Source organism: Thermomonas mangrovi, from assembly GCF_028201335.1.
Lineage (GTDB): Bacteria > Pseudomonadota > Gammaproteobacteria > Xanthomonadales > Xanthomonadaceae > Thermomonas > Thermomonas mangrovi.
This window is the reverse complement of the sequence record NZ_JAPEVV010000003.1, coordinates 13569-37301: the sequence shown is the minus strand read 5'-3', so window position 1 is coordinate 37301 and position 23733 is coordinate 13569. Positions and strand designations below refer to the sequence as shown.

21 protein-coding genes and 1 pseudogene are annotated in these 23733 nt (G+C 71.1%); 17 read left to right on the top strand and 5 right to left on the bottom strand.

The window, feature by feature from the left end:
• Positions 1–18: 18 nt before the first annotated feature.
• Positions 19–279, top strand: coding sequence for a hypothetical protein (locus ON759_RS06770; RefSeq protein WP_271679612.1), 261 nt, complete (start codon positions 19–21; stop codon positions 277–279).
• Here ON759_RS06770 and ON759_RS06765 read toward each other — a convergent pair.
• Entirely contained in the window at positions 264–1199 is a 936-nt protein-coding gene (locus ON759_RS06765; RefSeq protein ID WP_271679611.1) for a carbohydrate kinase family protein, read from the bottom strand. The genes ON759_RS06770 and ON759_RS06765 overlap by 16 nt on opposite strands.
• Before the next feature lie 198 nt (positions 1200–1397).
• Here ON759_RS06765 and ON759_RS06760 point away from each other — a divergent pair, with 198 nt between their 5' ends.
• The 14 genes and pseudogenes from ON759_RS06760 to rarD all read left to right on the top strand — a co-directional run bounded on the left by ON759_RS06760 (position 1398) and on the right by rarD (position 17320).
• Positions 1398–2441 (top strand): rod shape-determining protein, encoded by a 1044-nt coding sequence (locus ON759_RS06760; RefSeq protein WP_271679610.1) that lies wholly within the window; start codon positions 1398–1400, stop codon positions 2439–2441.
• 180 nt (positions 2442–2621) lie between these two features.
• A pseudogene (gene mreC, locus ON759_RS06755) lies at positions 2622–3434 on the top strand (rod shape-determining protein MreC); the annotation flags it as partial.
• A 152-nt stretch (positions 3435–3586) separates the two neighbouring features.
• Entirely contained in the window at positions 3587–4066 is a 480-nt protein-coding gene (mreD, locus tag ON759_RS06750) for a rod shape-determining protein MreD (RefSeq protein WP_271679609.1), read from the top strand.
• A 3-nt stretch (positions 4067–4069) separates the two neighbouring features.
• Positions 4070–6040, top strand: coding sequence for a penicillin-binding protein 2 (gene mrdA, locus ON759_RS06745; protein WP_271679608.1), 1971 nt, complete (start codon positions 4070–4072; stop codon positions 6038–6040).
• Positions 6037–7164 carry a rod shape-determining protein RodA gene (gene rodA, locus ON759_RS06740; RefSeq protein WP_271679607.1) on the top strand — a complete coding sequence of 376 codons (1128 nt, stop codon included), beginning with the start codon at positions 6037–6039 and terminating at the stop codon, positions 7162–7164. Before mrdA ends, rodA begins: the two co-directional genes overlap by 4 nt.
• A 73-nt stretch (positions 7165–7237) precedes the next feature.
• Positions 7238–8350, top strand: coding sequence for a lytic murein transglycosylase B (mltB, locus tag ON759_RS06735; RefSeq protein ID WP_271679606.1), 1113 nt, complete (start codon positions 7238–7240; stop codon positions 8348–8350).
• Complete coding sequence (locus ON759_RS06730; protein ID WP_271679605.1) at positions 8347–9609, top strand: septal ring lytic transglycosylase RlpA family protein; 1263 nt, start codon at positions 8347–8349, stop codon at positions 9607–9609. The genes mltB and ON759_RS06730 overlap by 4 nt, the downstream gene beginning before the upstream one ends.
• Positions 9610–9747: 138 nt before the next feature.
• Positions 9748–10962: a D-alanyl-D-alanine carboxypeptidase family protein gene (locus ON759_RS06725; protein ID WP_271679604.1), complete on the top strand. Its 1215-nt coding sequence runs from the start codon at positions 9748–9750 to the stop codon at positions 10960–10962.
• Between the two features lie 63 nt (positions 10963–11025).
• Entirely contained in the window at positions 11026–11304 is a 279-nt protein-coding gene (locus ON759_RS06720; RefSeq protein WP_271679603.1) for a DUF493 family protein, read from the top strand.
• Between the two features lie 58 nt (positions 11305–11362).
• Positions 11363–12085: a lipoyl(octanoyl) transferase LipB gene (gene lipB, locus ON759_RS06715; protein WP_271679602.1), complete on the top strand. Its 723-nt coding sequence runs from the start codon at positions 11363–11365 to the stop codon at positions 12083–12085.
• A 24-nt stretch (positions 12086–12109) separates the two neighbouring features.
• Complete coding sequence (gene lipA / locus ON759_RS06710) at positions 12110–13102, top strand: lipoyl synthase (protein WP_271679601.1); 993 nt, start codon at positions 12110–12112, stop codon at positions 13100–13102.
• A 163-nt stretch (positions 13103–13265) separates the two neighbouring features.
• Entirely contained in the window at positions 13266–15449 is a 2184-nt protein-coding gene (locus ON759_RS06705) for a carboxy terminal-processing peptidase (RefSeq protein WP_271679600.1), read from the top strand.
• Between the two features lie 93 nt (positions 15450–15542).
• Positions 15543–16424: a drug/metabolite exporter YedA gene (gene yedA / locus ON759_RS06700; protein ID WP_271679599.1), complete on the top strand. Its 882-nt coding sequence runs from the start codon at positions 15543–15545 to the stop codon at positions 16422–16424.
• On the top strand, positions 16421–17320 hold the full coding sequence (rarD, locus tag ON759_RS06695) for an EamA family transporter RarD (protein WP_271679598.1): 900 nt from the start codon (positions 16421–16423) through the stop codon (positions 17318–17320). The genes yedA and rarD overlap by 4 nt, the downstream gene beginning before the upstream one ends.
• 4 nt (positions 17321–17324) lie before the next feature.
• Here the strand turns inward: rarD and ON759_RS06690 are convergent, their stop codons facing one another.
• The 4 genes from ON759_RS06690 to ON759_RS06675 are packed head-to-tail and all read right to left on the bottom strand — an operon-like array spanning position 17325 to position 21801.
• Positions 17325–18641 (bottom strand): ABC transporter permease, encoded by a 1317-nt coding sequence (locus tag ON759_RS06690; RefSeq protein WP_271679597.1) that lies wholly within the window; start codon positions 18639–18641, stop codon positions 17325–17327.
• Positions 18642–18652: 11 nt separating this feature from the next.
• Positions 18653–19810, bottom strand: a complete 1158-nt coding sequence (locus ON759_RS06685) for an ABC transporter permease (RefSeq protein WP_271679596.1) — start codon at positions 19808–19810, stop codon at positions 18653–18655.
• Between the two features lie 12 nt (positions 19811–19822).
• Positions 19823–20515: an ABC transporter ATP-binding protein gene (locus ON759_RS06680; protein WP_271679595.1), complete on the bottom strand. Its 693-nt coding sequence runs from the start codon at positions 20513–20515 to the stop codon at positions 19823–19825.
• A gap of 23 nt (positions 20516–20538) precedes the next feature.
• Entirely contained in the window at positions 20539–21801 is a 1263-nt protein-coding gene (locus tag ON759_RS06675) for an efflux RND transporter periplasmic adaptor subunit (protein WP_271679594.1), read from the bottom strand.
• A 212-nt stretch (positions 21802–22013) separates the two neighbouring features.
• Between ON759_RS06675 and ON759_RS06670 the strand changes: the two genes are divergently transcribed.
• Both ON759_RS06670 and ON759_RS06665 read left to right on the top strand, forming a co-directional pair.
• A complete protein-coding gene (locus tag ON759_RS06670) occupies positions 22014–22928 on the top strand; it encodes an ABC transporter ATP-binding protein (RefSeq protein WP_271679593.1) in 915 nt (304 codons plus the stop codon).
• Positions 22925–23725 (top strand): ABC transporter permease, encoded by an 801-nt coding sequence (locus tag ON759_RS06665; RefSeq protein WP_271679592.1) that lies wholly within the window; start codon positions 22925–22927, stop codon positions 23723–23725. Before ON759_RS06670 ends, ON759_RS06665 begins: the two co-directional genes overlap by 4 nt.
• The last annotated feature ends 8 nt before the right edge of the window (positions 23726–23733 follow it).

Sequence of the window (23733 nt, the reverse complement as noted above, 5' to 3'; positions counted from 1 at the left end):
GCGCGCGGCTGAGCGGCGATGGGTATCGACGTCGCCATCGTGGCGGTGGTCAGCGCGGCGGCGATCGCGCTGCATGCCGGCCTGTTCCTGTTGTTCCGGCGCTGGATGGACCGCGACCTCGCGCTGTCGTTCGCCGGCGACGACCCGGGCAAGCGCGCGTGGATGCTGGCGCGCCTCGCCGAGGCGCGGCGTACCGGGGTCGGGCGGCGTGCGCTGCCGGAGTGGCTGGCGCAAGCGGCCAGCGCCTACGCAGCCCGCGCCGATCAGGCCAGCGCGTAACCGAACTGCTGGCGGAACTGCTCGCTGAACTCGGCGTAGTCGAAGCGCTGGTTCTGGGTGCCCGGATGCTCGACCTTGAGCGCGCCCATCAGGTTGCCCATGCGGCCGATGGTCATCCAGTCGTAGCCCTTCTCGATGCCGAAGATCAGCCCGGCGCGGAATGCGTCGCCGCAGCCGGTCGGGTCCGTGACGCGGCGTTCGTGCGCCGGCGGGATGCGGTGGGTGGTGCCGTCGGCATGGATCTCCGCGCCGCGTGGCCCGCGGGTGGTGATGTAGGCCTTGACCTTGCCGGCGATCTCGGCCTCGCTCCAGCCGGTGCGCTCCTGCAGCAGGTTGGATTCGTAGTCGTTGACGCAGACGTAGTCGGCGCGTTCGATGAAGGCGCGCAGCTCGGCGCCGTTGAACAGCGGCATCGCCTGGCCGGGGTCGAAGATGAAGGGGATGCCGGCCTCGGCGAATTCCTTCGCGTTCTGCAGCATGCCCTCGTAGCCATCGGGGCTGACGATGCCGATGGTCACGCCCGGCACGTCCTTCACGTGGTTCTCGTAGCTGCGCATCATCGCCCCGGGGTGGAAGGCGGTGATCTGGTTGTTGTCGTGGTCGGTGGTGATGAAGGCCTGCGGGGTGAACAGCTCGTCGATCACCTTGACGTGGTCGAGGGTGATGCCCTGCTCCTCGAACCAGGCCCGGTACGGCCCGAAGTCGCCGCCGACGGTGGCCATCGGCACCGGGTCGCCACCCAGCAGCTTCAGGTTGTAGGCGATGTTGCCGGCGCAGCCGCCGAATTCGCGACGCATCCGCGGGACCAGGAAGGACACGTTCAGGATGTGCACCTTGTCCGGCAGGATGTGGTTCTTGAACTGGTCGGGGAACACCATGATGGTGTCGTAGGCCAAGGAACCGCAGATCAGGGCAGCCATCGCAGGGTCTCGGAGGGTCGGCGCAGGGCCGCACAGGGTACCGTCGGCGCCCGGCGGCGGCCAGCCTTCGCCGCGATCCGCCTTGCCGGCACCCGGGGGCGTTGCTAGGCTAACCGCCCCCGGCGGTGTGCACGCCGGCCAGTCTCCTTCCCGCGTTTCCCCCGCGCGGCGTTCCCCTCCTTCCGGCAGTCCCCTCGCATGTTCAAGTTCCTCGGGCGCTATTTCTCCAGCGACCTCTCCATCGACCTCGGCACCGCCAACACGCTGATCTACGTGCGCGGCCAGGGCATCGTGCTCAACGAACCCTCCGTGGTCGCGGTGCGCCAGGACCGCGGCGGCGGTGCCAAGGCCGTCGCGGCGGTCGGCAGCGAGGCCAAGCAGATGCTGGGCCGCACCCCGGGCCACATGAGCACGGTGCGACCGATGAAGGACGGCGTGATCGCCGACTTCACCTACACCGAGGAGATGCTCAAGCACTTCATCCGCAAGGTGCACAAGAGCCGCTTCCTGCGCCCCAGCCCGCGCGTGCTGGTGTGCGTGCCGGCCGGCAGCACCCAGGTCGAGCGCCGCGCGATCAAGGAGTCGGCCGAGGAGGCGGGTGCCCGCGAGGTCTACCTGATCGAGGAGCCGATGGCCGCGGCGATCGGCGCCGGCATGCCGGTGACCGAGGCGCGCGGCTCGATGGTCGTGGACATCGGCGGCGGCACCACCGAGGTCGCGGTGATCGCGCTGAACGGCATCGTCTACTCGCAGTCGGTGCGCATCGGCGGCGACCGCTTCGACGAGGCGATCATCGCCTACGTGCGCCGCCACCACGGCATGCTGATCGGCGACGCCACCGCGGAGCGGATCAAGCTGGAGCTCGGCAATGCCTACCCGCAGCAGCTGGTCCGGGAGATCGAAGTCTCGGGCCGCCACCTCGCCGAAGGCGTGCCGAAGATCATCGCCATCAACTCCAATGAAGTGCTGGAAGCCCTGCGCGAGCCGCTGGCCGGCATCGTTTCGGCGATCAAGCTGGCGCTGGAGCAGACCCCGCCGGAGCTGTGCGCCGACGTCGCCGAGCGCGGCATCGTCCTCACCGGCGGCGGTGCGCTGCTGCGCGACCTCGACAAGCTGATCAGCGAGGAAACCGGCCTGCACGTGCAGGTGGCGGACGACCCGCTGACCTGCGTGGCGCGCGGCGGCGGGCGGGCGCTGGAATTGGTGGACATGCACGGCAACGAGTTCTTCGCCCCCGAGTAAGCGCCGATAACCTGCTGCGCTCGGCGGATTCGCCGCCGTGCGCTGCTCGGAATCCTCATGTACTCACACGTACACTGCGGTTCCTGCGCTGCGCGCGGCGACGATCCACCATCGCTCGCGACGGTTCTCCGGCGCTTCCTCCACAACACCTCCCGATTCGCCATCCGCTGACCCACTGACGTGCCGTCCCTCGCCGGTCCTCCCGCTGCCCGCCCCGGCGATGTCGCCGGCGTGTTGCGGCTGCTGGTCTACCTGGTGCTGGCGCTGGTGGTGATGGTGCTGGACCACCGTGGCGGTTGGCTGGCAACCGCGCGGGCACGCGCCGAAGTCGCGGTGCAACCCGTGTGGTGGCTGGCCCAGCTGCCGTCGCGGATCGGCGTGGCGGTGAGCGAGGACGCCGCGCTGCGCAGCCAGCTGGCGCGCGAGAACCGCATCCTGCGCAACGCCTTGCTGGTCACCGGCGCGCGCAATGCACGCCTGCAGGCGGCGGCGGTGGAGAACGTCCGCCTGCGCGCGCTGCTCGGCGGGGTGGAACGCAATCGCCTCGACGTGCAACTGGCCAGCATCCTCGACATCGACCTGGATCCCACCCGGCAGCGGCTGGTGCTGGACGCCGGCCAACGCGACGGCGTGCAGGTGGGGCAGGCGGTGATCGATGCCGGTGGCCTGATGGGGCAGGTGATCCACACTACGCCGGCCACCGCCACCGTCCTGCTGGTCACCGATCCCGACCACGCTGTCCCCGCGGTGACCGCCCGCAGTGGCGCCCGGGTGATGGTCCATGGTGGTGGGCGCAGCGACCTGCTGCGGGCCGCCGACATCCCTTTGTCCGCGGATGTGCGCGAGGGCGACGTGCTGCTCACCTCCGGCCTGGGCGGACGGTTCCCGGCCGGCTTCCCGGTCGGGGTGCTGGGCGTCTTGCGCGCCGACGACAGCCGCGCCTTCCTCGCGGCGGACGTGGTGCCGGCCGCGCAGCTCGATCGCGGTCGCGACGTGTTGCTGCTGCGCGGCTACAAGCCGGCCACGCCCACGCCCACGCCGCCCTGCGTGCCGGGCGCGGCGGCGCAGGACTGTGCGCCCGCCGCATCGACGGCCGAGGCCGGCACGACGAAGCCCGCGCCGGCGGTGGCACGGGAGGCGACGCCATGAGCCGCGCGCGCAACGGCTGGGTCTTGCCGGTCAGCCTGCTGGTTGCGCTATTGCTGGGACTGGTGCCGATGCCCGACGTCCTGCAGCCCCTGCGGCCCTACTGGCTTGCGCTGGTGCTGGCGTACTGGGTGCTGGAAGCCCCGGACAAGGTCGGATTGGGCGTGGCTTTCCTGCTTGGCTTGCTGGCGGACCTCGCGTTCGGCGGCCTGCTCGGCGAGCAGGCGCTGCGCCTGGTCGTGCTGACCTTCATCCTCGACCGCTTCCGCGCGCGCCTGCGCTTCTTCCCGATGTCGCAGCAGGCCCTGGCGATCGGTGGCCTGCTATTCAACGACCGCGTGGTGGCGATGGCGGTGCACCTGGTGCTCGGCGAGGTGCAACTGCCTTGGGCGTTCTGGGCGGCACCGCTGGTCGGGATGGTGCTGTGGGCACCGCTGCACCTGGTGCTGGACACGCTGCGCCTGCAGCGACGCGGGTAGGCGATGCCGCGCGCGCCGCGCCTGATGAAGAACCATGCGGCGGAAGCCGCGCTGTTCCGCGCGCGCGCGCTGGCCGGTTTCGTGCTGGTGCTGGCCGGACTGGCAGCGCTCGCCGGCTGGTATTTCCGCCTGCAGGTGCTGCGCCACGACGAGTTCGCCACCCGCTCGGAGGCCAACCGGCTGCGGATGGTCCCGGTGGTGCCGGCGCGCGGCCTGATCGTCGACCGCAAGGGCCGGATTCTTGCCGACAACGTGGCGGCGTGGCGCCTCGACGCGGTGCCCGAGCGTGCCGGCGAGGGTGGGGCGTTGCTCGCGCGCCTGCGCGAGGTGGTGGCGATCGACGAGGAACAAGGGTCTCGCTTCCTGCGCGAGTACAAGGCCAGCAGGCCGTTCAAGCCGGTGACGCTCAAGCTGCGGATCAGCGATGAAGAGGCGGCCCGGTTCGCGGTGAACCGCTGGCGCTTCCCCGGCGTGGACCTGGTGCCCTACCTCGGGCGGGTGTACCCGCACGGCCCGCTGCTGGCGCACGTGGTCGGTTACGTCGGCCGCGTCGACGAGAAGGACCAGGCGGCGCTGGGGCCGGCAGGCAGCGCCTATTCGCACGTCGGCAAGACCGGGCTCGAGCGCTATTACGACGAACAGCTGCGCGGCAAGCCCGGCTTCCGCCGGTTGGAGACGAATGTCGATGGCCGCACCGTGCGTGCGCTCGATACCGTCCCGGCCACGCCCGGCACCGACCTGCAGCTGTCGATCGACCTCGACCTGCAGCGGGCGATGGTCGACGCCTTCGGCGAGCTGGAGGGCACCGCGGTGGCGGTCGATCCGCGCACCGGCGAGGTGCTCGCGATGGTCAGCCTGCCGGCCTACGACACCAACCTGTTCGTGAATGGCATCAGCCACGCCGACTACAAGGCGCTGCAGGACAACCCCTCGCGCCCGCAGTTCAACCGGCTGGTGTTGGGCGGGGTGGCGCCGGGCTCCACGATCAAGCCGCTGACCACCCTGGCCGGCCTGGACAGCGGCGTGCGCCGGCCGGAGGACCGGATCCTCTCCACCGGCGTGTTCCGCCTGCCGGGGATGCGCGGCCGTGGCTGGCTGGATGGCGTCCACGGCTGGACCGATGCGCGCAAGGCGATCTACGAATCGGTGAACACCTACTACTACCAGCTGGCGCTGGACATGGGCGTGCAGCGCTACGACACGTACATGGAACGGTACGGCTTCGGGCAGAAGACGGGCATCGACCTGGCCGGCGAGATCGAGGGCATCGTCCCGTCGCCGGCGAGCAAGCGGCAGTACGAGAAGAAGGCACGCTGGTATCCGGGCGACTTGGTCAACGCCTCGATCGGGCAGGGCTTGTGGAAGGTGACGCCGCTGCAACTGGTGCGTGGCGTCGCCGCGATCGCCGATGATGGCCGGATGCGCCGCCCGCACCTGGTCGCCAACACCCGGCCGCGCTTCGACGCACCCTGGCAGCCGCTGCCGCAGGCCGATCCGATCCGCATCAGCGACGATGCCGGCCACGTGCGCGTGGTGCAGGAGGGCATGCAGATGACCACCACGGGCTCCGGCACCGCGGCGCGGATCTTCCGCGGCACGCCCTACCTGTCGGCCGGCAAGACCGGCACCGCGCAGGTGGTCAACCGCGGCGCGCGCGCGGTGGATCCGCGTTCGCTGCCGTTGTGGAAGCGCCATCGCGGCCTGTACATCGGCTACGCGCCGGCGGACGACCCCAAGATCGCGATCGCGATCGCGGTCGAGGGCGGCGGCTTCGGCGCGGATTCCGCCGCGCCGATCGCGCGCAAGGTGTTCGACGCGTGGCTGCTGGGCAAGCCGCCCACGCCAGCGGCGACCGAGCCGGACGGCGATGCCGCGGCCACCCGGCCCGACTTCTCCAACGTGGTCGGCAACCCACCCGCCCCGCCGCCCGTGCCCACGGCCCCGGTGCCAGCGTCCGCGGAGGCACCGCGATGAACGTGATCCTGCGCGTCCTGCTGGACCTGCTGCTGCGCTTCCTGCGCACCCTGGACCTGCCGCTGCTCGCCGCCCTGCTCGCGCTGATGGGGATCGGCCTGGCCACGCTGCACAGCGCGAGCAACGAGTCGATGCGCGTGGTCGCCACCCAGGGCGCGTACTTCACCGTCGGCCTCGGTGCGTTGTGGGTGGCCTCGCGCGTCCCCGCGCACATCCTCAAGCAGCTGACCCCGCTGGCCTACGTCGCCTCGCTGGTGCCGCTGGTGCTGGTGCTGTTCATTGGCCGCGGCAAGTACGGCAACCACTGGATCAACCTCGGCTTCTTCAACTTCCAGCCCTCGGAGCTGGCCAAGCTGACCCTGCCGATGATGCTGGCGTGGACGCTGGATCGGCACCGGCTGCCGCCGCGCCCGTCGGTGCTGCTCACCGCGCTGGTGGTGATCGCGCTGCCGGTCGGCCTGGTGTTGCTGCAGCACGACCTGGGCACCGCGGTGCTGGTGCTCGCCAGCGGCGTGTTCGTGCTGTTCCTCGCCGGCGTGTCGTGGTGGTGGTTCGCCGCGGCCGGCGCGGTGGGCATCGCGGGGTTCTCCTTGGCGATGTTCGCGCCGATCCGCTGGTTCTCGTTCCTGCGGCCCTACCAGCAGGACCGGATCCTGACCTTCCGCAACCCCGAGAACGACCCGATGGGCGCGGGCTGGAACATCATCCAGAGCAAGATCGCGATCGGCGGCGGCGGCCTCACCGGCAAGGGCTGGGGGCAGGGCACGCAGTCGCACCTGGACTACCTGCCCGAGCACACCACCGATTTCGTGTTCTCGGTGCTGTCCGAGGACTTCGGCTGGATCGGCGTGGTCGTGGTACTGGCGCTGTACCTGTTCGTGGTCGGCCGCTGCCTGTGGATCGCCGCGGAGTCGCGCGATGGCTACGCGCGGCTGCTGGCCGGCACCCTCGGCCTGTCGCTGTTCGTCTACGTGCTGGTGAACGGCGGGATGATCTCCGGGCTGCTGCCGGTGGTCGGCGTGCCGATGCCGCTGCTCAGCTATGGCGGCACTGCCCCGGTGGCGCTGCTGCTCGGGTTCGGCGTGGTGATGGCCTTGAAGGCGCGGCGCACGTTCAACCGCTGAACCCGCGCAACCGCGCGGCGCAAGCTGAACCGCCGTTCGGGTGGCCGCCAACCTGCGTGCTACCCTCGCGCCGATGATCCGACGCGCATTGCCCCTGCTCGCCGCGCTCGCGCTTGCCGCCTGCGCCGTCCCGCCGCCGAAGCCGATGCCGTCGACGCCGGCCCCCGTCACGCCGCCGCCCCCGCCACCGACGCCCGAACCCGTGGCGCCGGTGCGCGACATCGCCGCCGCGCGTGCCGCCTTCGTGCGCGAGACCGCGCAACGCTTCGGCATCCCCGCCGCGGAGATCGAGGCCACGCTGGCCAAGGCGCAGCTGCGCGAGGCCATCGTCAAGGCGATGTCGCGGCCGGCCGAGGCCAAGCCCTGGCGCGACTACCGCCCGATCTTCATCCAGCCCAAGCGCATCGACGACGGCCGCGCGTTCCTCGCCACCCATCGCGATGCGCTCGCGCGCGCCGAGCAACGCTACGGCGTGCCCAAGGAAGTGGTGGTCGCCATCCTCGGGGTGGAGACCAGCTACGGCGGCAACAAGGGCAGCTACCCGGTCATCGATGCGCTGTACACGCTGGCCTTCGCCTACCCGCGCAGCGGCGATCCCGCCAAGGCCGCGCGCGAGGACCAGCGCCAGGCGTTCTTCCGCGACGAACTGGCGCAGCTGTTCGCGCTGGGTAAGGAAGAGGGCTTCGACATCGCGACCCTGAAGGGCAGCTACGCCGGCGCGATGGGCTGGGGCCAGTTCATGCCCTCCAGCTACCGCGAGTACGCGGTGGATGGCGATGGCGACGGCAAGCGCGACCTGTTCAACGATCTCGACGACGTGTTCGCCTCGGTCGCGAACTATTTCGCGAAGAAGGGCAAGTGGGAGGCCGGCGGCCCGGTGATGGAGCGGGCGACCCGCGACGCCACGGCGGCCGACTTCGTCAATCCCGGCAATGCGGTGACCCTCGACCAGACCCTGGCCGGGCTGGCGGCGAAGGGCTATCGCCCGGCCACGTTCCGTTACCTGCACACCGATGGCGGCCCGCCGGTGACCCTGGTCACCCTCGAGGGCAGCGCCGGGCCCGAGTACTGGATCGTCTACAACAACTTCAAGGCGATCACGACCTACAACATCTCGCGCCTGTACGCGACCGCGGTCCACCAGCTGGCCGAGGCCATCGCCGGGCGCACGCCGGACCCGGCATGATCGCCCGCCGACTCCTGCTGGCCGCGTTGCCGCTTGCATTGGCGGCCTGCGCGACCACCGGCACCGCGTCGAAGTCGCCGCCGCCGCAGGGCCCGAAGGTGGTGGTGCAGCCTGCGCAGGGGGTGAACCCGACGCCGCCGCTGCACCATCGCAAGCCGGTATCGCCGTACGCGCCCGCGCAGGAGGATCCCGGCAAGCGCGGCGACTACGTCGCCGGCGGCCTGTTCCGCCCGGGCGAGGCCGACTCGGTGCCGGACTATGTGCCTGACGTGGACGCGATCCCGGAGCCGGAGGTCCGCGCCGAACCGCGCGCGCGCACCGGCAACAAGAGCTACAGCGTGCTCGGCAAGCGCTACCAGGTGCTGGACTCCGAGCATGGCTACGTCGAGGAAGGCGGCGCGTCGTACTACGGCAACAAGTTCCATGGCCGCCGCACCTCCAGTGGCGAGGTGTACGACATGTACGCCTTCACCGCGGCGCACAAGTCGCTGCCGCTGCCGAGCTATGCGCGCGTCACCAACCTCGACAACGGGAAGTCCGTGGTGGTGCGGGTCAACGACCGCGGGCCGTTCCATTCCAACCGCATCATCGACCTCAGCTATGCCGCCGCGGTGAAGCTCGGTTACCGCGAGCGCGGCACCGCCCGCGTCGAAGTCCGCGCGCTGACCCCCGGCGAGCTGCAGGACGCCTCGCTGGCGCAGAAGCAGGGCCCGGGCGACACCAGCGCGATGGATGCGCTGGTCGACGGCCTGCCGCAAGCGGTGACCGCGGCCGGACCGGCCGACCCCGCGCCGCAGGCGACAGCGCCCGCCACGTCGGCGCGCCAGTACCGCTTCGACATGCGCCAGGACGGCAAGCTGATGGGCGCCGATGAGTTCGATGCGTGGATGCGCTCGCGCCAGGTGCGGGTGGCCACCGGCAAGCCCGGCACGCCGGATCCCGTGGCGCCCGCCAACCCGGTCGCGCCCCCACCGCCGCCGCCGGTGAATGCGGCCGTGCTGCAGGCCGCGCAGGCGCCGGCTGCGGCGGGCGTCGTGACCCTGCAGGTCGCCAGTTTCGGCAGCCAGCAGAATGCGGAGCACGCCCTCGACCTGCTGCGCGGCGCCGCGATCGATGGCGCCCGCTTGCTCGACGCCGACGTGAATGGGCGGCGCATCTGGCGATTGCGCGTGGGCCCGGTGGACGAAGCGCGCGCCCCGGAACTTGCGGCGCGCCTGGTCGGTCTGGGCTTCGGCCAGCCGCAGCGCGTCCGCGACTGAGGCCGTAATCGCGTCGCCAGGCGACGACGTGGGTGGCGTTTTCGGTGACGGCGGTCGGTCCACGCCCGTTCGATGCGGCTTAAAATGGCCGCTTGCCTGTTGTGTCGCCGCATTGGTGCGGCCCGAGGAGTGTTGTTGATGCGTTCGCGTTCGTTGTGGTTCGTCACGCTGGCCACCGCCGGCATCGTCCTCGGTTCCGCCCTTGCCACGGCGCAGGCACCGGCCCCCGCCCCGGCCCGGCCCGCTGCGTTGAGCGACAACCTGCCGATCCCGGACGCGCCCGCGCCCGCCACCAGCAAGGCCTGGCTGGTGATGGACTACGCGACCGGCCAGGTCCTGGCTGGCGAGAACATCGACACCCCGGTCGAGCCGGCCAGCATCACCAAGGTGATGACCAGCTACGTGATCGCCGCGGAAATGGCCGCCGGCAAGGTCAAGCCGACCGACCAGGTGATGATGACCGAGCGCGCCTGGCGCGAGGGCGGCGCCGGCACCGACGGCAGCTACAGCGGGTTCGAGGTCAACCAGGCCGCGCCGCTGGTCGAGATGGAAAAGGGCATGGTGGTGCAGTCCGGCAACGATGCCGCGATCGCGTTGGCCGAGCACGTGGCGGGCAGCGAGCAGGCCTTCGCCCAGCTCATGAACGCCTATGCCAAGAAGATCGGGATGAAGGCCTCGCATTTCGTGAACCCGCACGGGCTCACCGCCGAGGGCCATGTCACCACCGCGCACGACCTGGCCCTGCTCGGCCGCGCGCTGATCCGCGACTTCCCCGAGGCCTACAGCTACAACAAGATCAAGGAATTCACGGTCGGCCCGATCACCCAGCCGAACCGCAACCTGCTGCTGTGGCGCGACCCCAGCGTCGACGGCATCAAGACCGGCCACACCTCCAGCGCGGGCTACTGCCTGATGGCCTCGGCCAAACGCGGCGACCAGCGCCTGATCACGGTGGTGATGGGCGACACCAGCGAGAACCAGCGCGCGGTGGACTCGCAGGCGCTGCTCAACTGGGGCTTCCGCTTCTACGAGTCGCACCAGCTGTATGCCGCCAACAAGTCGCTGGCCACGCAGAAGGTGTGGAAGGGCGATGCCGACAGCGTGCAGGTCGGCGTCGCGCAGCCGTTGCTGGTCTCCACGCCGCGCGGCAAGTACGAGCGCCTGAAGGCCAGCATGGAGCTGCCGAAGTCGCTGGTCGCGCCGATCGCGAAGGGCCAGAAGCTCGGCACGGTGAAGGTGGCGCTGGACGGCAAGGTGGTCGCCGAGGCGCCGCTGGTCGCCCTGCAGGGCGTGGAAGAGGGTGGCTTCTTCAAGCGCCTGTGGCACGCCCTGCTGATGTGGTGGGCGGAGTAAGGCCCGTCCCCCACTGAGGCGGGCGCGGTTGGATCGTCGCGCCCGCGTCCCCATACTGCGGCGATGGACATCCATTCCGACAATCCCGAGCACGGCTTCCAGTTCCCCGGCACCTTCGAGCTGTCGGCGATGGGGGCCGCGGACAAGCACCTCGAGGCGGACCTGCCCCGGCACCTGATGGACGCCGGCATCGAGGTCCTGCACGAAACCGTCAACTGGAAGCACTCGTCCAGCGGCAAGTACGTGTCGGTGCGCATTTCGTTCCGCGCCAACTCGCGCGAGGACTACGACCGCGCGCACCAGGCGCTGCGCGACCACCCCGAGGTGAAGTGGACGCTGTGAGTGCTTGCCCCCTCCCTTGCGCCGCAGGCGGAGGGGAGGGCTGGGGAGGGGTGCCTTGATGGGCGACAGCCAACCCCCTCCCGGCCTCCCCCTGCGCTGCGCGCAAGGGGAGGAGGTTGCCGCGCGCCCCGCGGTCGTCCGCGACCTCGGCCGCCAGCCCTACGAGCCCGTGTGGCGGGCGATGCAGGCGTTCACCGATGCGCGCGGCGAGGCCACCGAGGACGAACTCTGGTGCGTCGAGCACGAGCCCGTGTTCACCCTCGGCCAGGCCGGCAAGCCCGAGCACGTGCTGATGCCGGGCGAGATCCCGGTGCTCCATGTGGATCGCGGCGGCCAGGTCACCTACCACGGTCCCGGCCAGCTGGTGGCCTATCCGCTGCTGGACCTGAAGCGGCTGAAGATCGGCGTGCGCGACTACGTGTGCAGGATCGAGCAGGCGGTGATCGACACCCTCGCCGGATGGAACATCGAGGGCGCACGCAAGGACGGCGCGCCCGGGGTATACGTGGCCGGGGCCAAGATCGCCGCGCTCGGCATCCGCGTGCGCCGCGGCTGCAGTTTCCACGGGCTGGCCTTCAATATCGCCGGCGAGAGCACCGCCCCGTTCCTGCGCATCAACCCCTGCGGCTACGAAGGCCTGCAGGTGGTCGCGCTGTCCGACCTCGGCGGACCGTCGTCGCTGGATGCGGTGCGGCCGGTGCTGCTGGCGCAGCTGGCGCGGCAGTTCGGCCTCGCGCTGCGCGAGGATGCCGGCCTGCCCGCGCTGGCGGCGACGCCCTGAGCCGGCATCGGCGATAATCGCGGCATGAGCACGCCCCCCCGCAGCATCCCCCTGGCCGTCGTCGCCGACGCCGCCGCGTCGCTGGAGCCGGGCGTGCGCCAGGTGGCCGAGGACAAGATCGGACGCTCGCCGGTCGAGTTCGTCGAAGCGCCGGTCCTGCGCAAGCCCGGCTGGATCCGCGTGCGCATCCCCAGCGGCAACGCGGTGCAGGCGCTCAAGGCCAAGCTGCGCGAGAACCGCCTGGTCACGGTCTGCGAGGACGCCAGCTGCCCGAACATCCACGAATGCTTCGGTCACGGCACCGCCACCTTCATGATCATGGGCGACGTGTGCACCCGCCGCTGCAGTTTCTGCGACGTCGCCCACGGCCGGCCCAAGCCGCTGGACGCCGACGAGCCGCGCCGGCTGGCGCAGACCATCGCCGACATGGGCCTGAAGTACGTGGTGGTCACCAGCGTCGACCGCGACGACCTCCGCGACGGCGGCGCCCAGCACTTCGTCGACTGCATCCGCGAAACCCGCGCGGCGGTGCCGGGGATCCGCATCGAGATCCTCACCCCCGACTTCCGCGGCAAGGGCCGGATGGAGCGCGCGCTGGACATCCTGGCCGGGTCGCCGCCGGACGTGTTCAACCACAACATCGAGACCGTGCCCGACCTCTACCGCAACGTGCGGCCGGGCGCGGACTACCAGTGGTCGCTGGACCTGCTGAAGCAGTTCAAGGCGCGCCACCCGGGGATCCCCACCAAGTCCGGGATCATGCTCGGCCTGGGCGAGACGATGGCGCAGGTGGAAGCCACGTTGCGCGACCTGCGCGCGCACGACGTGGAGATGGTGACCATCGGGCAGTACCTGCAGCCCTCGCCCGCGCACCACCCGTTGCTGCGCTACTGGACGCCCGAGGAGTTCAAGGCGCTGGAGGACTACGGCAACGCGCTGGGCTTCAGCCACGTCGCCTCCGGCCCGATGGTGCGCTCCAGCTACCACGCCGACCGCCAGGCCGCCGGCATCGCCTGACGCCGCGCAACGCTGCGTCCCGCCCGTGGCGGGGCGGCGTTCACACAGGCTCGCGGCGCGCCGTTAGAGTGGGGACGCGCCCGATGGCGAACTTCCGGCACTGTGCCGGGGTCGCAATCCGGCGCATCCTGCGCGACCACGGCGCCCCACGCCCGGAATCCCGATGAAGCCCACCCGTACCCTGCTCGTCCTCACCCTTGGCCTGGCCCTGGCCACCCCGCTGGCGTTGCTCGCGCGCGCCGATGGCGGGCTGCCCGCCGCCGGGCCCACGCCCGACCAGGCCACCACCTCGCGGCTGGTCTACGGCCTGCTGTCCGACAGCCGCTATGCCTACCGCCCGCGCGCGCTGGACGATGCGCTGTCGCGCGACGTGCTCAAGCGCTACCTCGAAGCGCTGGACCCGGGCAAGGTGTTCTTCACCGCGCAGGACGTGGCCGGCTTCGCCAAGTACCAGGACCGCCTGGACGATGCGATCAAGTCCGGCGACGTCGCCCCGGCCTGGGCGATCTTCGGCGTGTACCGGCAGCGCGCCAACGAGCGCCTGGCCTACGCGCGCGGGCTGCTGAAGGGCGGCTTCGACTTCACCGCCGCCGACCGCTACGCCTTCGACCGCAAGGACGCGCCTTGGGCGGCCGATGGCGCGGCGCTCGATGCGCTGTGGCGGCAGTCGGTGAAGAACGACTGGCTGCGCCTGAAGCTTGCCGGCAAGCAGCCCGACGAGATCCGCAAGACCCTCGACAAGCGCTACGCGAATTCGGTGGACGACATCGCCCAGCTCAAGGGCGAGGACGTGTTCCAGAGTTTCCTCAACGCCTACGCCGGCGCCATCGACCCGCACACGGACTACCTGACCCCGCGCAGCGCGGAGAACTTCAACCTCACCATCTCGAACTCGCTGGAAGGCATCGGCGCGGTGCTGCAGCGCCAGGACGATGTCGTGCTGATCCGCGAGATCGTGCCCGGCGGACCGGCCGCGCGCAGCGGCGTGTTGAAGCCGGGCGACCGCATCACCGCGGTCGGCCAGGGCGCCTCCGGCGAGATGAAGGACGTGGTGGGCTGGCGGATCGACGACGTGGTCCAGCTGATCCGCGGTCCCGCCGCCTCCAAGGTGCGCCTGGACGTGGTCGCGGCCGAGGCGCCGCTGGACAGCAAGCCGAACCGGCTGGTGCTGACCCGCGCCAAGGTCCGGCTGGAGGATGCGCGCGCCAAGGCGGAGACGATCACCCTGCCGGCCGCCAACGGCCAGCCCGCGCGCCGCATCGGCGTGGTCAAGCTGCCGGGGTTCTACCAGGACTTCGAGGCGCGTCGCCGCAACGAGGACGACTACGCCTCGGCGACGAAGGACGTCGCGAAGATGCTGGCGCAGTTCCGCGCGCAGAAGGTCGATGGCGTGGTGCTCGACCTGCGCAACAACGGCGGCGGTTCGCTGGGCGAGGCGATCGAGCTCACCGGCCTGTTCATCGACCAGGGCCCGGTGGTGCAGGTGCGCGAGTCCGGCGGCCGGGTCAGCGTCGAGGACGACCGCGACGCCGGCGTGGCCTGGGACGGGCCGCTGGCGGTGCTGGTCAACCGCGGTTCGGCCTCTGCCTCGGAGATCGTGGCCGGCGCCATCCAGGACTACGGGCGCGGCCTGGTGATCGGCGAGACCACCTTCGGCAAGGGCACCGTGCAGAACATGGTCGACCTCGACCGCTGGCCGGCCAACGAGAAGCCGCGCTTCGGCCAGGTCAAGCTGACCATCGCCCAGTTCTTCCGCCCGGACGGCAGCAGCACGCAGAACAAGGGCGTGGTCCCGGACGTCAGCTTCCCGGCCAGCGTGGACGCCAGCGAATTCGGCGAGAGCACCTACGACAACGCGCTGCCGTGGACCCGCATCGCCGCCGCGCCGCACGTGCGCTACGGCAACTTCGGCGCGATGCTGGGCACGCTCGGCGCGCGCCACCAGGCGCGGGTGGCCAAGGACGTCGAGTTCCAGTGGTGGGTCGAGGACGTGCGCACCTTCCGCGAGGAAAGCGCGAAGAAGTCGGTGTCGCTGAACGAGGCCGAGCGCCGCGCCGAGCGCGACAAGTTCGACGCGCGCCGCAAGCAGCGCATCGCCGAGCGCGAGAAGCTGGGCCTGGCCCGCGACCCGCTGGCGGATGCGCGCAACGACGACGGCCTGCTCGCCGACGAACGCGACGTCGCCAAGGATGCGGCCCGCGACCAGGCCGCCAAGAACGCGCCGGACCCGCTGCTGCACGAGTCGGCGGCGATCCTCGCCGACGCGGTCGGCCTGCTGGGCGCGGACGCGAAGCTGGCCGCACAGGTGCTGCCGGAATCGCGCACCGCCGCGCACTGGGTGGACTGACCGCTCGCCGCCCGCTTTCCCTTCCACCACGCGACGGGCGCCTTCGGGCGCCCGTCGCGTGTCATGCGACCCGCATCCCGGACCCTGCCCGCCATGGACCACGCCACCGCTCCCGCCCCTCGCGTCGCCCTGGCGTTGGCCGCGGTGTTCCTGATCTGGGGCTCCACCTACCTCGCCATTCGCTTCGCGCTGGAAGGCGGGTTCCCGCCGTTCCTGCTGGGTGGCATCCGCTTCCTGCTCGCCGGCGGGTTGGTGTTCGCCTTCCTGCGCCTGCGCGGGGTGGCCGCACCGACCCGCGCGCAATGGGGCAACGCCGCGGTGATGGGCGTGCTGCTGCTGGTGCTCGGCAACGGCATGGTGAACTTCGCCGAGAAATCGGTGTCCTCGGGCATGGCGGCGGTGGCGGTGGCCTCGGCGCCGCTGTGGATGGGCGTGTTCGCGGCGATGCGCGGTCAGCGGCCCAGCGGCATCGAATGGGTGGGCCTGGCGATCGGCTTCGTCGGCGTGGTCTGGCTCAATGCCGGCAGCAGCCTGAACGCCTCGCGGGCCGGGATGCTGGCGCTGCTGGTGGCGACCATCGCCTGGTCGTTCGGCTCGATCTGGAGTCGCGGTCGCGACCTGCCGTCGCCGTTCATGGCTTCCGCCGCGCAGATGCTGTGCGGCGGCGCGGCCATGCTGGTGCTGGGCCTGACCATCGGCGAGCGCTTCGACGGACTGCCCAGCGCGCACGGCCTCGCCGCGTTCGCCTACCTGGTGGTGTTCGGCTCGATCATCGGCTTTTCCGCCTACATCTGGCTGCTGCACCACGTGCGCCCGGCGCTGGCCGGCAGCTATGCCTACGTGAACCCGGCGATCGCGGTGGCGCTCGGCGCGTGGCTGGCCGGCGAGCGCTTCGGCCAGCACGAGCTGCTGGCGATGGGCGTGATCCTGCTGGGCGTGGTCGCGATCACCGTGGCGAAGGCGCGTCCGAAATGAACCCGGTCGATCGCCGCGGCATGTGGGTCGCGGTCGGCGCCTACGTGCTGTGGGGCGTGATGCCGCTGTACTGGCACCTGCTGAAGGTGGTGCCGTCGCTGCAGATCGTGCTGCACCGGATCGCCTGGAGCACGCTGTTCGTGGGTGCCTACCTGCTGTGGCGCGACGGCCGCGGCTGGCTGCGGCGGACCCTGGCCGGCCCGCGCCTGGGGTGGATGCTGGCGCTCAGCGGCGTGCTGATCGCGTTCAACTGGGGCCTGTACATCTGGGCGGTGAATGCCGGGCACGTGGTGGAGACCGCGCTGGGCTACTTCATCAACCCGCTGCTCAACGTGCTGATCGGCGTGCTGTTCCTGCGCGAGCGGCTGCGCCCGCTGCAGTGGCTGTCGGTCGCGGTCGCGGCCACCGGCGTGCTGTGGCTGGCGGTGCGCTACGGCCAGGTGCCGTGGATCGCGCTGGCGCTGGCCGCGTCGTTCGGCCTGTACGGCGTGGTGCGCAAGCTCGCGCACGTGGATGCGGTGGCCGGGCTGGGCGTCGAGAGCGCCTACCTGTTCCTGCCCGCGATCGCGCTGCTGGCGTGGACCGAAGCGCACGGGGGTGGCGGGTTCGGCGCGGGCTACGGCGCCGCCGCGAGCGCCCTGCTGGTGCTGGGCGGCATCGTCACCGCGCTGCCGCTGGTCGGCTTCGCGTATGCAGTGCGACGCATCCCGCTGGCGACCGTGGGCCTGCTGCAGTACATCGCGCCGACCCTGCAGTTCCTGATCGGGGTGCTGGTGTTCCGCGAGCCGTTCGACCGCGAGCGCCTGGTCGGCTTCGCCTGCATCTGGCTGGCGCTGGCGATCTTCGCCGCCGACGGCCTGCTGCGCGCACGGCGCGGCAGGCTCGCCCCCGCCTGAGCGATCAGGCGGCGCGCAGCGCCTCGGTGACCGGCAGGCGCGCGGCGCGCAAGGCCGGGAACAGGCCGCCGACCAGGCCGATGCCGAGCGCCCACTTCAGCCCGGTCCAGAGCAGCTCGGGCGAGACCCGGAACTGGAACACCACCTGGCTGAAGTTCTGCCCCAGCGTGCTGACCGTGTAGCCGTTGAACACCAGCCAGGCGATGGCGGCGCCGAGCAGGCCGCCGAGCAGGGCCAGCAGCATAGTTTCCAGCATCACTGCGGCGACCACCGGCAGGCCGCGGAAGCCGAGCGCGCGCAGGGTGGCGATCTCGCGCGCGCGGCCGGCGACCGCGGCGTACATCGTGTTGAGCGCGCCGAACACCGCGCCGATCGCCATGATCGTGCCGATCACGATGCCGAGGATGCGGATCAGCTTCTCCAGCTGCGCCGATTGCTTGCTGTAGTAGGCGCGGGTGGTCTCGGCGTCCAGCTTCAGGCGCGGGTCGGCGGCCAGCGCGGCCTTCAGCCGCTTGAAGCCGTCCTTGCCGTCCAGCTTCACGGTGATCGACTGGAACGCCTGGCGCTGGTACGCCGGGCCGAGCACGTCGGCGTCGGCCCACAGCTCGGAGTCGTGCGAGTCGCCGGACTGGAACGCGCCGACCACGGTCCAGGTCTGGTTGGCGAGCTTGAGCTGCTTGCCCACCTCCAGCCCGCGGAACTGGGTCTGCGCGCCGCGGCCGACCACGATCTCGCGCAGGCCGGGCTCGAACTTGCGGCCTTCGACGATCTTCAGCTGCGGGCGGATCGCCCAGCCGGCCGGACCCACGCCTCGGAACTGCACGTTGGCGTCGGTGCCGTCGGCCATCGAGGGCAGGTTCACCACCTGCGACAGCTCGGGCGAGGCCAGCGCGCGCCCATCCGGCCCGCGCGCGATGCCGGCCAGTCCGCCCACCAGCGGCGCCTGGTCGCGGGTCACCACCGAATTGGTCTCGGCCTGCGAGCCGGCGCGGAGGATGATCGCGCTGTCCTCGCCGCCGGTCTTGTTGAGGGTGGCCTTGAAGCCCTCGCCCATCGCCAGCATCGCGACCAGTACGCCGACCACGCCAGCGATGCCGACCACGATCACCAGCGAGGCGCCCCAGCGTTGCGGCAGGCCGGCGATGCCGATCTTCGCCGCCTCGCGCGCCAGCCGGCCGCTGCGGGTGAGCAGCAGCCACAGCCCGACGGCCACCGCCACGCCGAGCACCGCGAACCACGGCAACGCGATCCAGGCGCCCAGCGCCAGCGCGAGCAGGACGATGGTCAGCAGGCCGGCGAAGAATCCCTTGAAACGTGTCATGGCGTACTCCCTTATCGGCCGGCCAGCGCATCGACGATGTTCAGCCGCATCCCGCGCAGCGCCGGCAGCAGGCCGACCACCACGCCGATCAGCATCGCCAGGCCCAGGCCGACCGCCCAGGTCTGCGGCAGCACCGTGGGCAGCTGCACCATGCCGCCGCTGGCCGCGCTGACCGCGGGCATGATCCCGGCCGCGATCGCCAACCCCAGCGCACCGCCCAGCACCACCAGCAGCACCGACTCGGCGAGCACCAGCCACAGCACGCTGTTGTTGGAAAAACCGATCGTCTTCAGCACCGCCAGTTCGGGGATGCGTTCGCGCACCGCCTGCGCCATGGTGTTGCCGGTCAGCAGCAGCAGGGTGAAGAACACCGCGCCCATGATCGCGGTGACGATCAGGCCGATGTCGGCGAACTGCTTGGCGAAGCTCTGGTTGAACGCGGCCTCGCTCTGGGTCTTGGTCTCGTGGTCGGAGTTCTCGCTGAGCTTGTCGACCGCCTTGGCCACGCGGTTGGCGGCATCGGCGCCGGTGGGTTCCACCACCCACCAGCCGACGCGGCCCTTCACGTAGTCGTTGGCCTCGTCGAAATACTTCCAGTGGAAGAACAGGATCTGCTCCTGGCCCTTCTGCTTCGGATCCTCGACGCGATAGATGCCGCGCAGGGTGAACGACCAGTCGTTGCTGCCGCCGGTCGGGAAGATCGTCGCCTGCAGCGGGATGGTGTCGCCGACCTTCCAGCCGAAGCGCTTGGCCAGGGTCTCGCCGACGATGGCGCCGCGGCGGTCGGCCAGCCACGCCGCCTTCTGCGCCGCGGGCAGCTTGAACTCGGGGTACAGGTCCAGGTAGTCCGGGCTGACCGAGAAGTTCGGGAAGAAGTTGTTCATGTCGCGGTACACGCCGCCGAACCAGGCCGCGTACGCCGCCTTGCGCACGCCGGGCACCGCGCGCACCTGCGCATCCAGGCTGTACGGCAGCATCTGCGTGATCGACAGCCGCGACATCGTGATCATGCGGTTGGCGCCGCTGACCTGGCCGCCGGAATTGAAGGCCACCCGCACCGAGTCGAGCATCCCGAACAGCAGGAACGCGGCGACCACCGACAGCAGGGTCAGCAGGGTGCGGGTCTTGCTGCGGAACAGCGCGGCCCAGATCAGGTGCAGGTATTTCATCGCGCGCTCCCGTCAGGCCGCGAGGTCGGCGTCGCCGACCAGGTTGCCCTTGTCCAGGTGCAGGGTGTGGGTGGCGTACTCCGCGGCCTTGGGGTCGTGGGTGACCATCACGATGGTCTTGCCGTGCTCGCGGTTGAGCGTCTGCAGCAAGCCCAGGATTTCCTCCGCGGAGGCACGGTCGAGGTCGCCGGTGGGTTCGTCGCAGATCAGCAGGGTGGGATCGGAGACGATCGCGCGGGCGATCGCCACGCGCTGCTGCTGGCCGCCCGATAGCTCCGCCGGGCGATGCTTGCCGCGGTCCTTCAGGCCGACCAGCTCCAGCGCGACCTCGGCGTTGCGCTTGCGCTGCGCCGACGACAGCTTGGTCAGCAGCAGCGGCAGCTCGACGTTCTTCTGCGCGGTCAGGGTCGGCATCAGGTTGTAGAACTGGAACACGAAGCCGACGTGGTCGCTGCGCCATTGCGCCAGCTGGCCGCCGCTCATCGCGTCGATGCGCTGGCCGGCGACCGCGATCTCGCCCGCGGTGGGCGAATCCAGCCCGCCGATCAGGTTGAGCAGGGTGGTCTTGCCGGAGCCCGACGGCCCCATCAGCGCGACGAAGTCGCCCTCGGCGATGTCGAGGTCGATGCCATGCAGGACGTGCACCTCTTCCGGGCCGCGGCGATAGGTCTTGGACAGGTTGCGGATGCGGACGAGTGCGGTCATGGCGGGCTCCGTGGCGGGGCGTGTCAGTCGTTGTTCGCGTCGGCGTCCGCATCCTCACGCGCGGGCTGCACGCGGACGCCGTCGACGAGTTGTTCGGGCGGATCGAGGACCACCGCGTCGCCGCCGGCCAGGCCCTGCAGCACTTCGCGGTCCTCGCCGAGGGTGCGGCCCAAAGCCAGCGTGCGCTGCATCGCCTTGCCGTCGACCACCACGAAGGCGACGTCCTTGCCGTCGCGCTGCACGATGGCGGCGGCGGGCGCGAGCACGCCCGGCTTGGCGGCCTGCGCCGGCTTGGCGTCCTCGAGGAAGCCGACCCGCGCGCCCATGTCGGGCACGATGCGCGGATCGCCCTTGGCGTCCAGTCCCACGCGCACCTTGACCGTGGCCTTGCCGCGGTCGGCGGTGGGGATGATCGCGATCACCTTGCCCGGGATCTTCCAGTCCTGGTAGGCGTTGAGGATGGTTTCGGTGGGCATGCCCGGCTTGACCCGGCCGATGAAGGCCTCGCCGACCTCGACCTCGACCTCCAGCGACTGCATGTCGACGATGGTGCCGATGCCGGTGCGGGTGAAGCCGCCGCCGGCCGACAGCGGCGAGACGATCTCGCCGGGCTGCGCCGACTTGGCGATCACCACGCCGGCGAACGGCGCGCGCACCACGGTGTTGTCGACCCCGTTGTCGGCGATCCGCAGGCCGTCGCGCGCCACCTGCGCGTTGCGTTGCGCGGTCGCGAGCTGGGCGCGCAGGGCGTCGCGCGCGGCCACGGACTGTTCGTACTGGGCGCGGCTGATCAGCTTCTGCCCGACCAGCGCACCGAGCCGGGCGGCGTTCGCCTCGGCTTCCTTCAGCTGCGCCTGCACGCTGCCGATCTGGCTCTGCGCGGCGTTGACCTGCGAGGCCGCCAGCGCGCGTTGGGCGTCGGCATCGACCGGGTCCAGCGTGGCCAGCACCTGCCCTTCCTCGACCCGCTGGCCCTCCTCGATGCGCACGTCGCGCACGCGCCCGGTGACCTTGGCCGAGACCGTCGCCATCCGCCGCGCGACCACGTAGCCGGTGGCATCCAGCACCGAGGCGCTGGCGTTGCCGTTGCCGTTGCCGATCGCCACCACGTCGGCGGTGCGCACCTCGAGGTCCTTGCCGCGCCCGAACGCGAACCAGCCGCCGGCCGCGAGCAGCACCGCGCCGGCCACCGCCAGCCCGATCCACAGGCCCGTGCGCGGGGCCGGGGGCGGCGCCGCGTTGCGGTCGATCTTCAGCGATTTCAGCAGATCGGCATTGCTGCTCATCGAACGGTCCTGCAAGCGAATGGGAGGCGGGAGAGTGTGACCGAGCGTGATGGCATGCGCCATGCGCCCCGCGGTGTCCCATGGCGATGCAGGCTAAGCCGCGCGGCGCGGCGCGTCATGTGATGGCTGTCATGCGCTTTCGCTGATGCCTGCGCGTATCGCCGCGGCTGGCGGCCGCGCAGCATGGCCGCGACTTCCACGGAGACGGGCCGATGCAGGGGCAGGGCGAGGCGATGGCGCGGTTGCAGGGCGTGCGCAAGCGCTACGGTGCGTTGCAGGCGCTGGACGGGGTGGACCTGGTGCTGCGCGGCGGCGAGTTGCTGGCCCTGCTGGGGCCGAATGGCGCGGGCAAGACCACCGCGATCGGCTTGCTGCTGGGCCTGCTGCGCGCCGATGCCGGGCAGGCCACGCTGTTCGGCGGCGACCCCCAGGACATCCGCCTGCGCAGGCACGTGGGGGTGATGCTGCAGGATGCCGACCTGCCGCCGACCCTGCGGGTGGGCGAATTGATCCGCCAGGCCGCCAGCTACTACCCGACCCCGCGCAGCGTGGCCGAGGCCGCCGCCATCGCCGGCATCGAGGACCTGCTCGCCCGACCTTACGGCAAGCTGTCCGGGGGCCAGCAGCGGCGCGTGCAGTTCGCGCTGGCGCTGTGCGGCCGGCCGCGCCTGCTGTTCCTCGACGAGCCCACCGTGGGCATGGACATCGAGGCCCGGCAAGGCCTGTGGGCGGCGATCCGCCGGCTGGTCGGCGAGGGCTGCGGGGTGGTGCTGACCACGCATTACCTGGAGGAAGCCGAAGCGCTGGCCGACCGCGTGTGCGTGCTCGCGCGCGGTCGCATCGTGAGCGAAGGCAGCGTCGATGCACTGCGCGCACGGATCGCGCGCAAGCGCGTGTGGTGCACGACCGCCCTGCCGCTGGCCCGCGTCGCCGAGTGGGACGAGGTCGCCGAGGCCAGCCGCGAGGGCGAGCGCCTGTGCCTGGCCACCGAGGTCCCCGAGCGCCTGGTGCGCCGTCTGCTCGCCGAGGATCCCGCCTTGTCCTCGCTGGAAGTGCGCGCCGCCGGCCTCGCCGAAGCCTTCACCGAACTCACCCGCGATCCCGCCACGCTGCCGGAGGCCGCATGACCCCGCACCGCCTCGACCTGTCCGTCCTCTCCGAACGCCCGGCCTATGCCGAGATGCCGCGCAGGCGCGTGCTGCGCGCCTACCTCGAGGAGGCCCGCGGCGAAGTGCTGCGCTACCTGCGCAGCCCCGGCTTCCTGCTGCCCACCATCCTGTTCCCGGTGGTGTTCTACGTGATGTTCGGGATCCTGATGGGCGGCAAGCGCGGCGGCCTCGACATCGCCGCCTACCTGCTGGCCTCCTACACCAGCTTCGGGGTGATGGCGCCCGGGCTGTTCGGCTTCGGGGTGTCGCTGGCGCTGGAGCGCGACAACGGCCTGCTGGTGCTCAAGCGCGCCCTGCCGATGCCGCCGGCGGCCTACCTGCTCGGTAAGATGGCGATGGCGATGGTGGTGGCCGCGGCCATCGTCTCGCTGTTGCTGCTGCTCGCCACCCAGGCGGCGGGGGTCGTGCTGTCGGCGGCGCAGGTCGCGCGCCTGTTCGCGGTCGGCGTCCTCGGCGTGCTGCCGTTCAGTGCCATGGGCCTGCTGCTGGGCACCCTGGTGCGCGGCCAGGGCGCGCCGGCGCTGATCAACATGCTGTACCTGCCGATGGCCTTCCTGTCGGGGTTGTGGTTCCCGCTGAAGGGCACGCTGCTTGACATCGCGTGGATCTGGCCGAGCTACCACCTCAACCAGCTCGCGCAGGACGCGGTGGGGATGCCGTCGCGGGGCGCCACCGTGGCGCACGTGCTCGCGCTGGCCGGGTTCGCGCTGGGTTTCCTGCTGCTTGCCGCGCGACGCCTGCGCCGGCATGGCTGAGCCGGGCT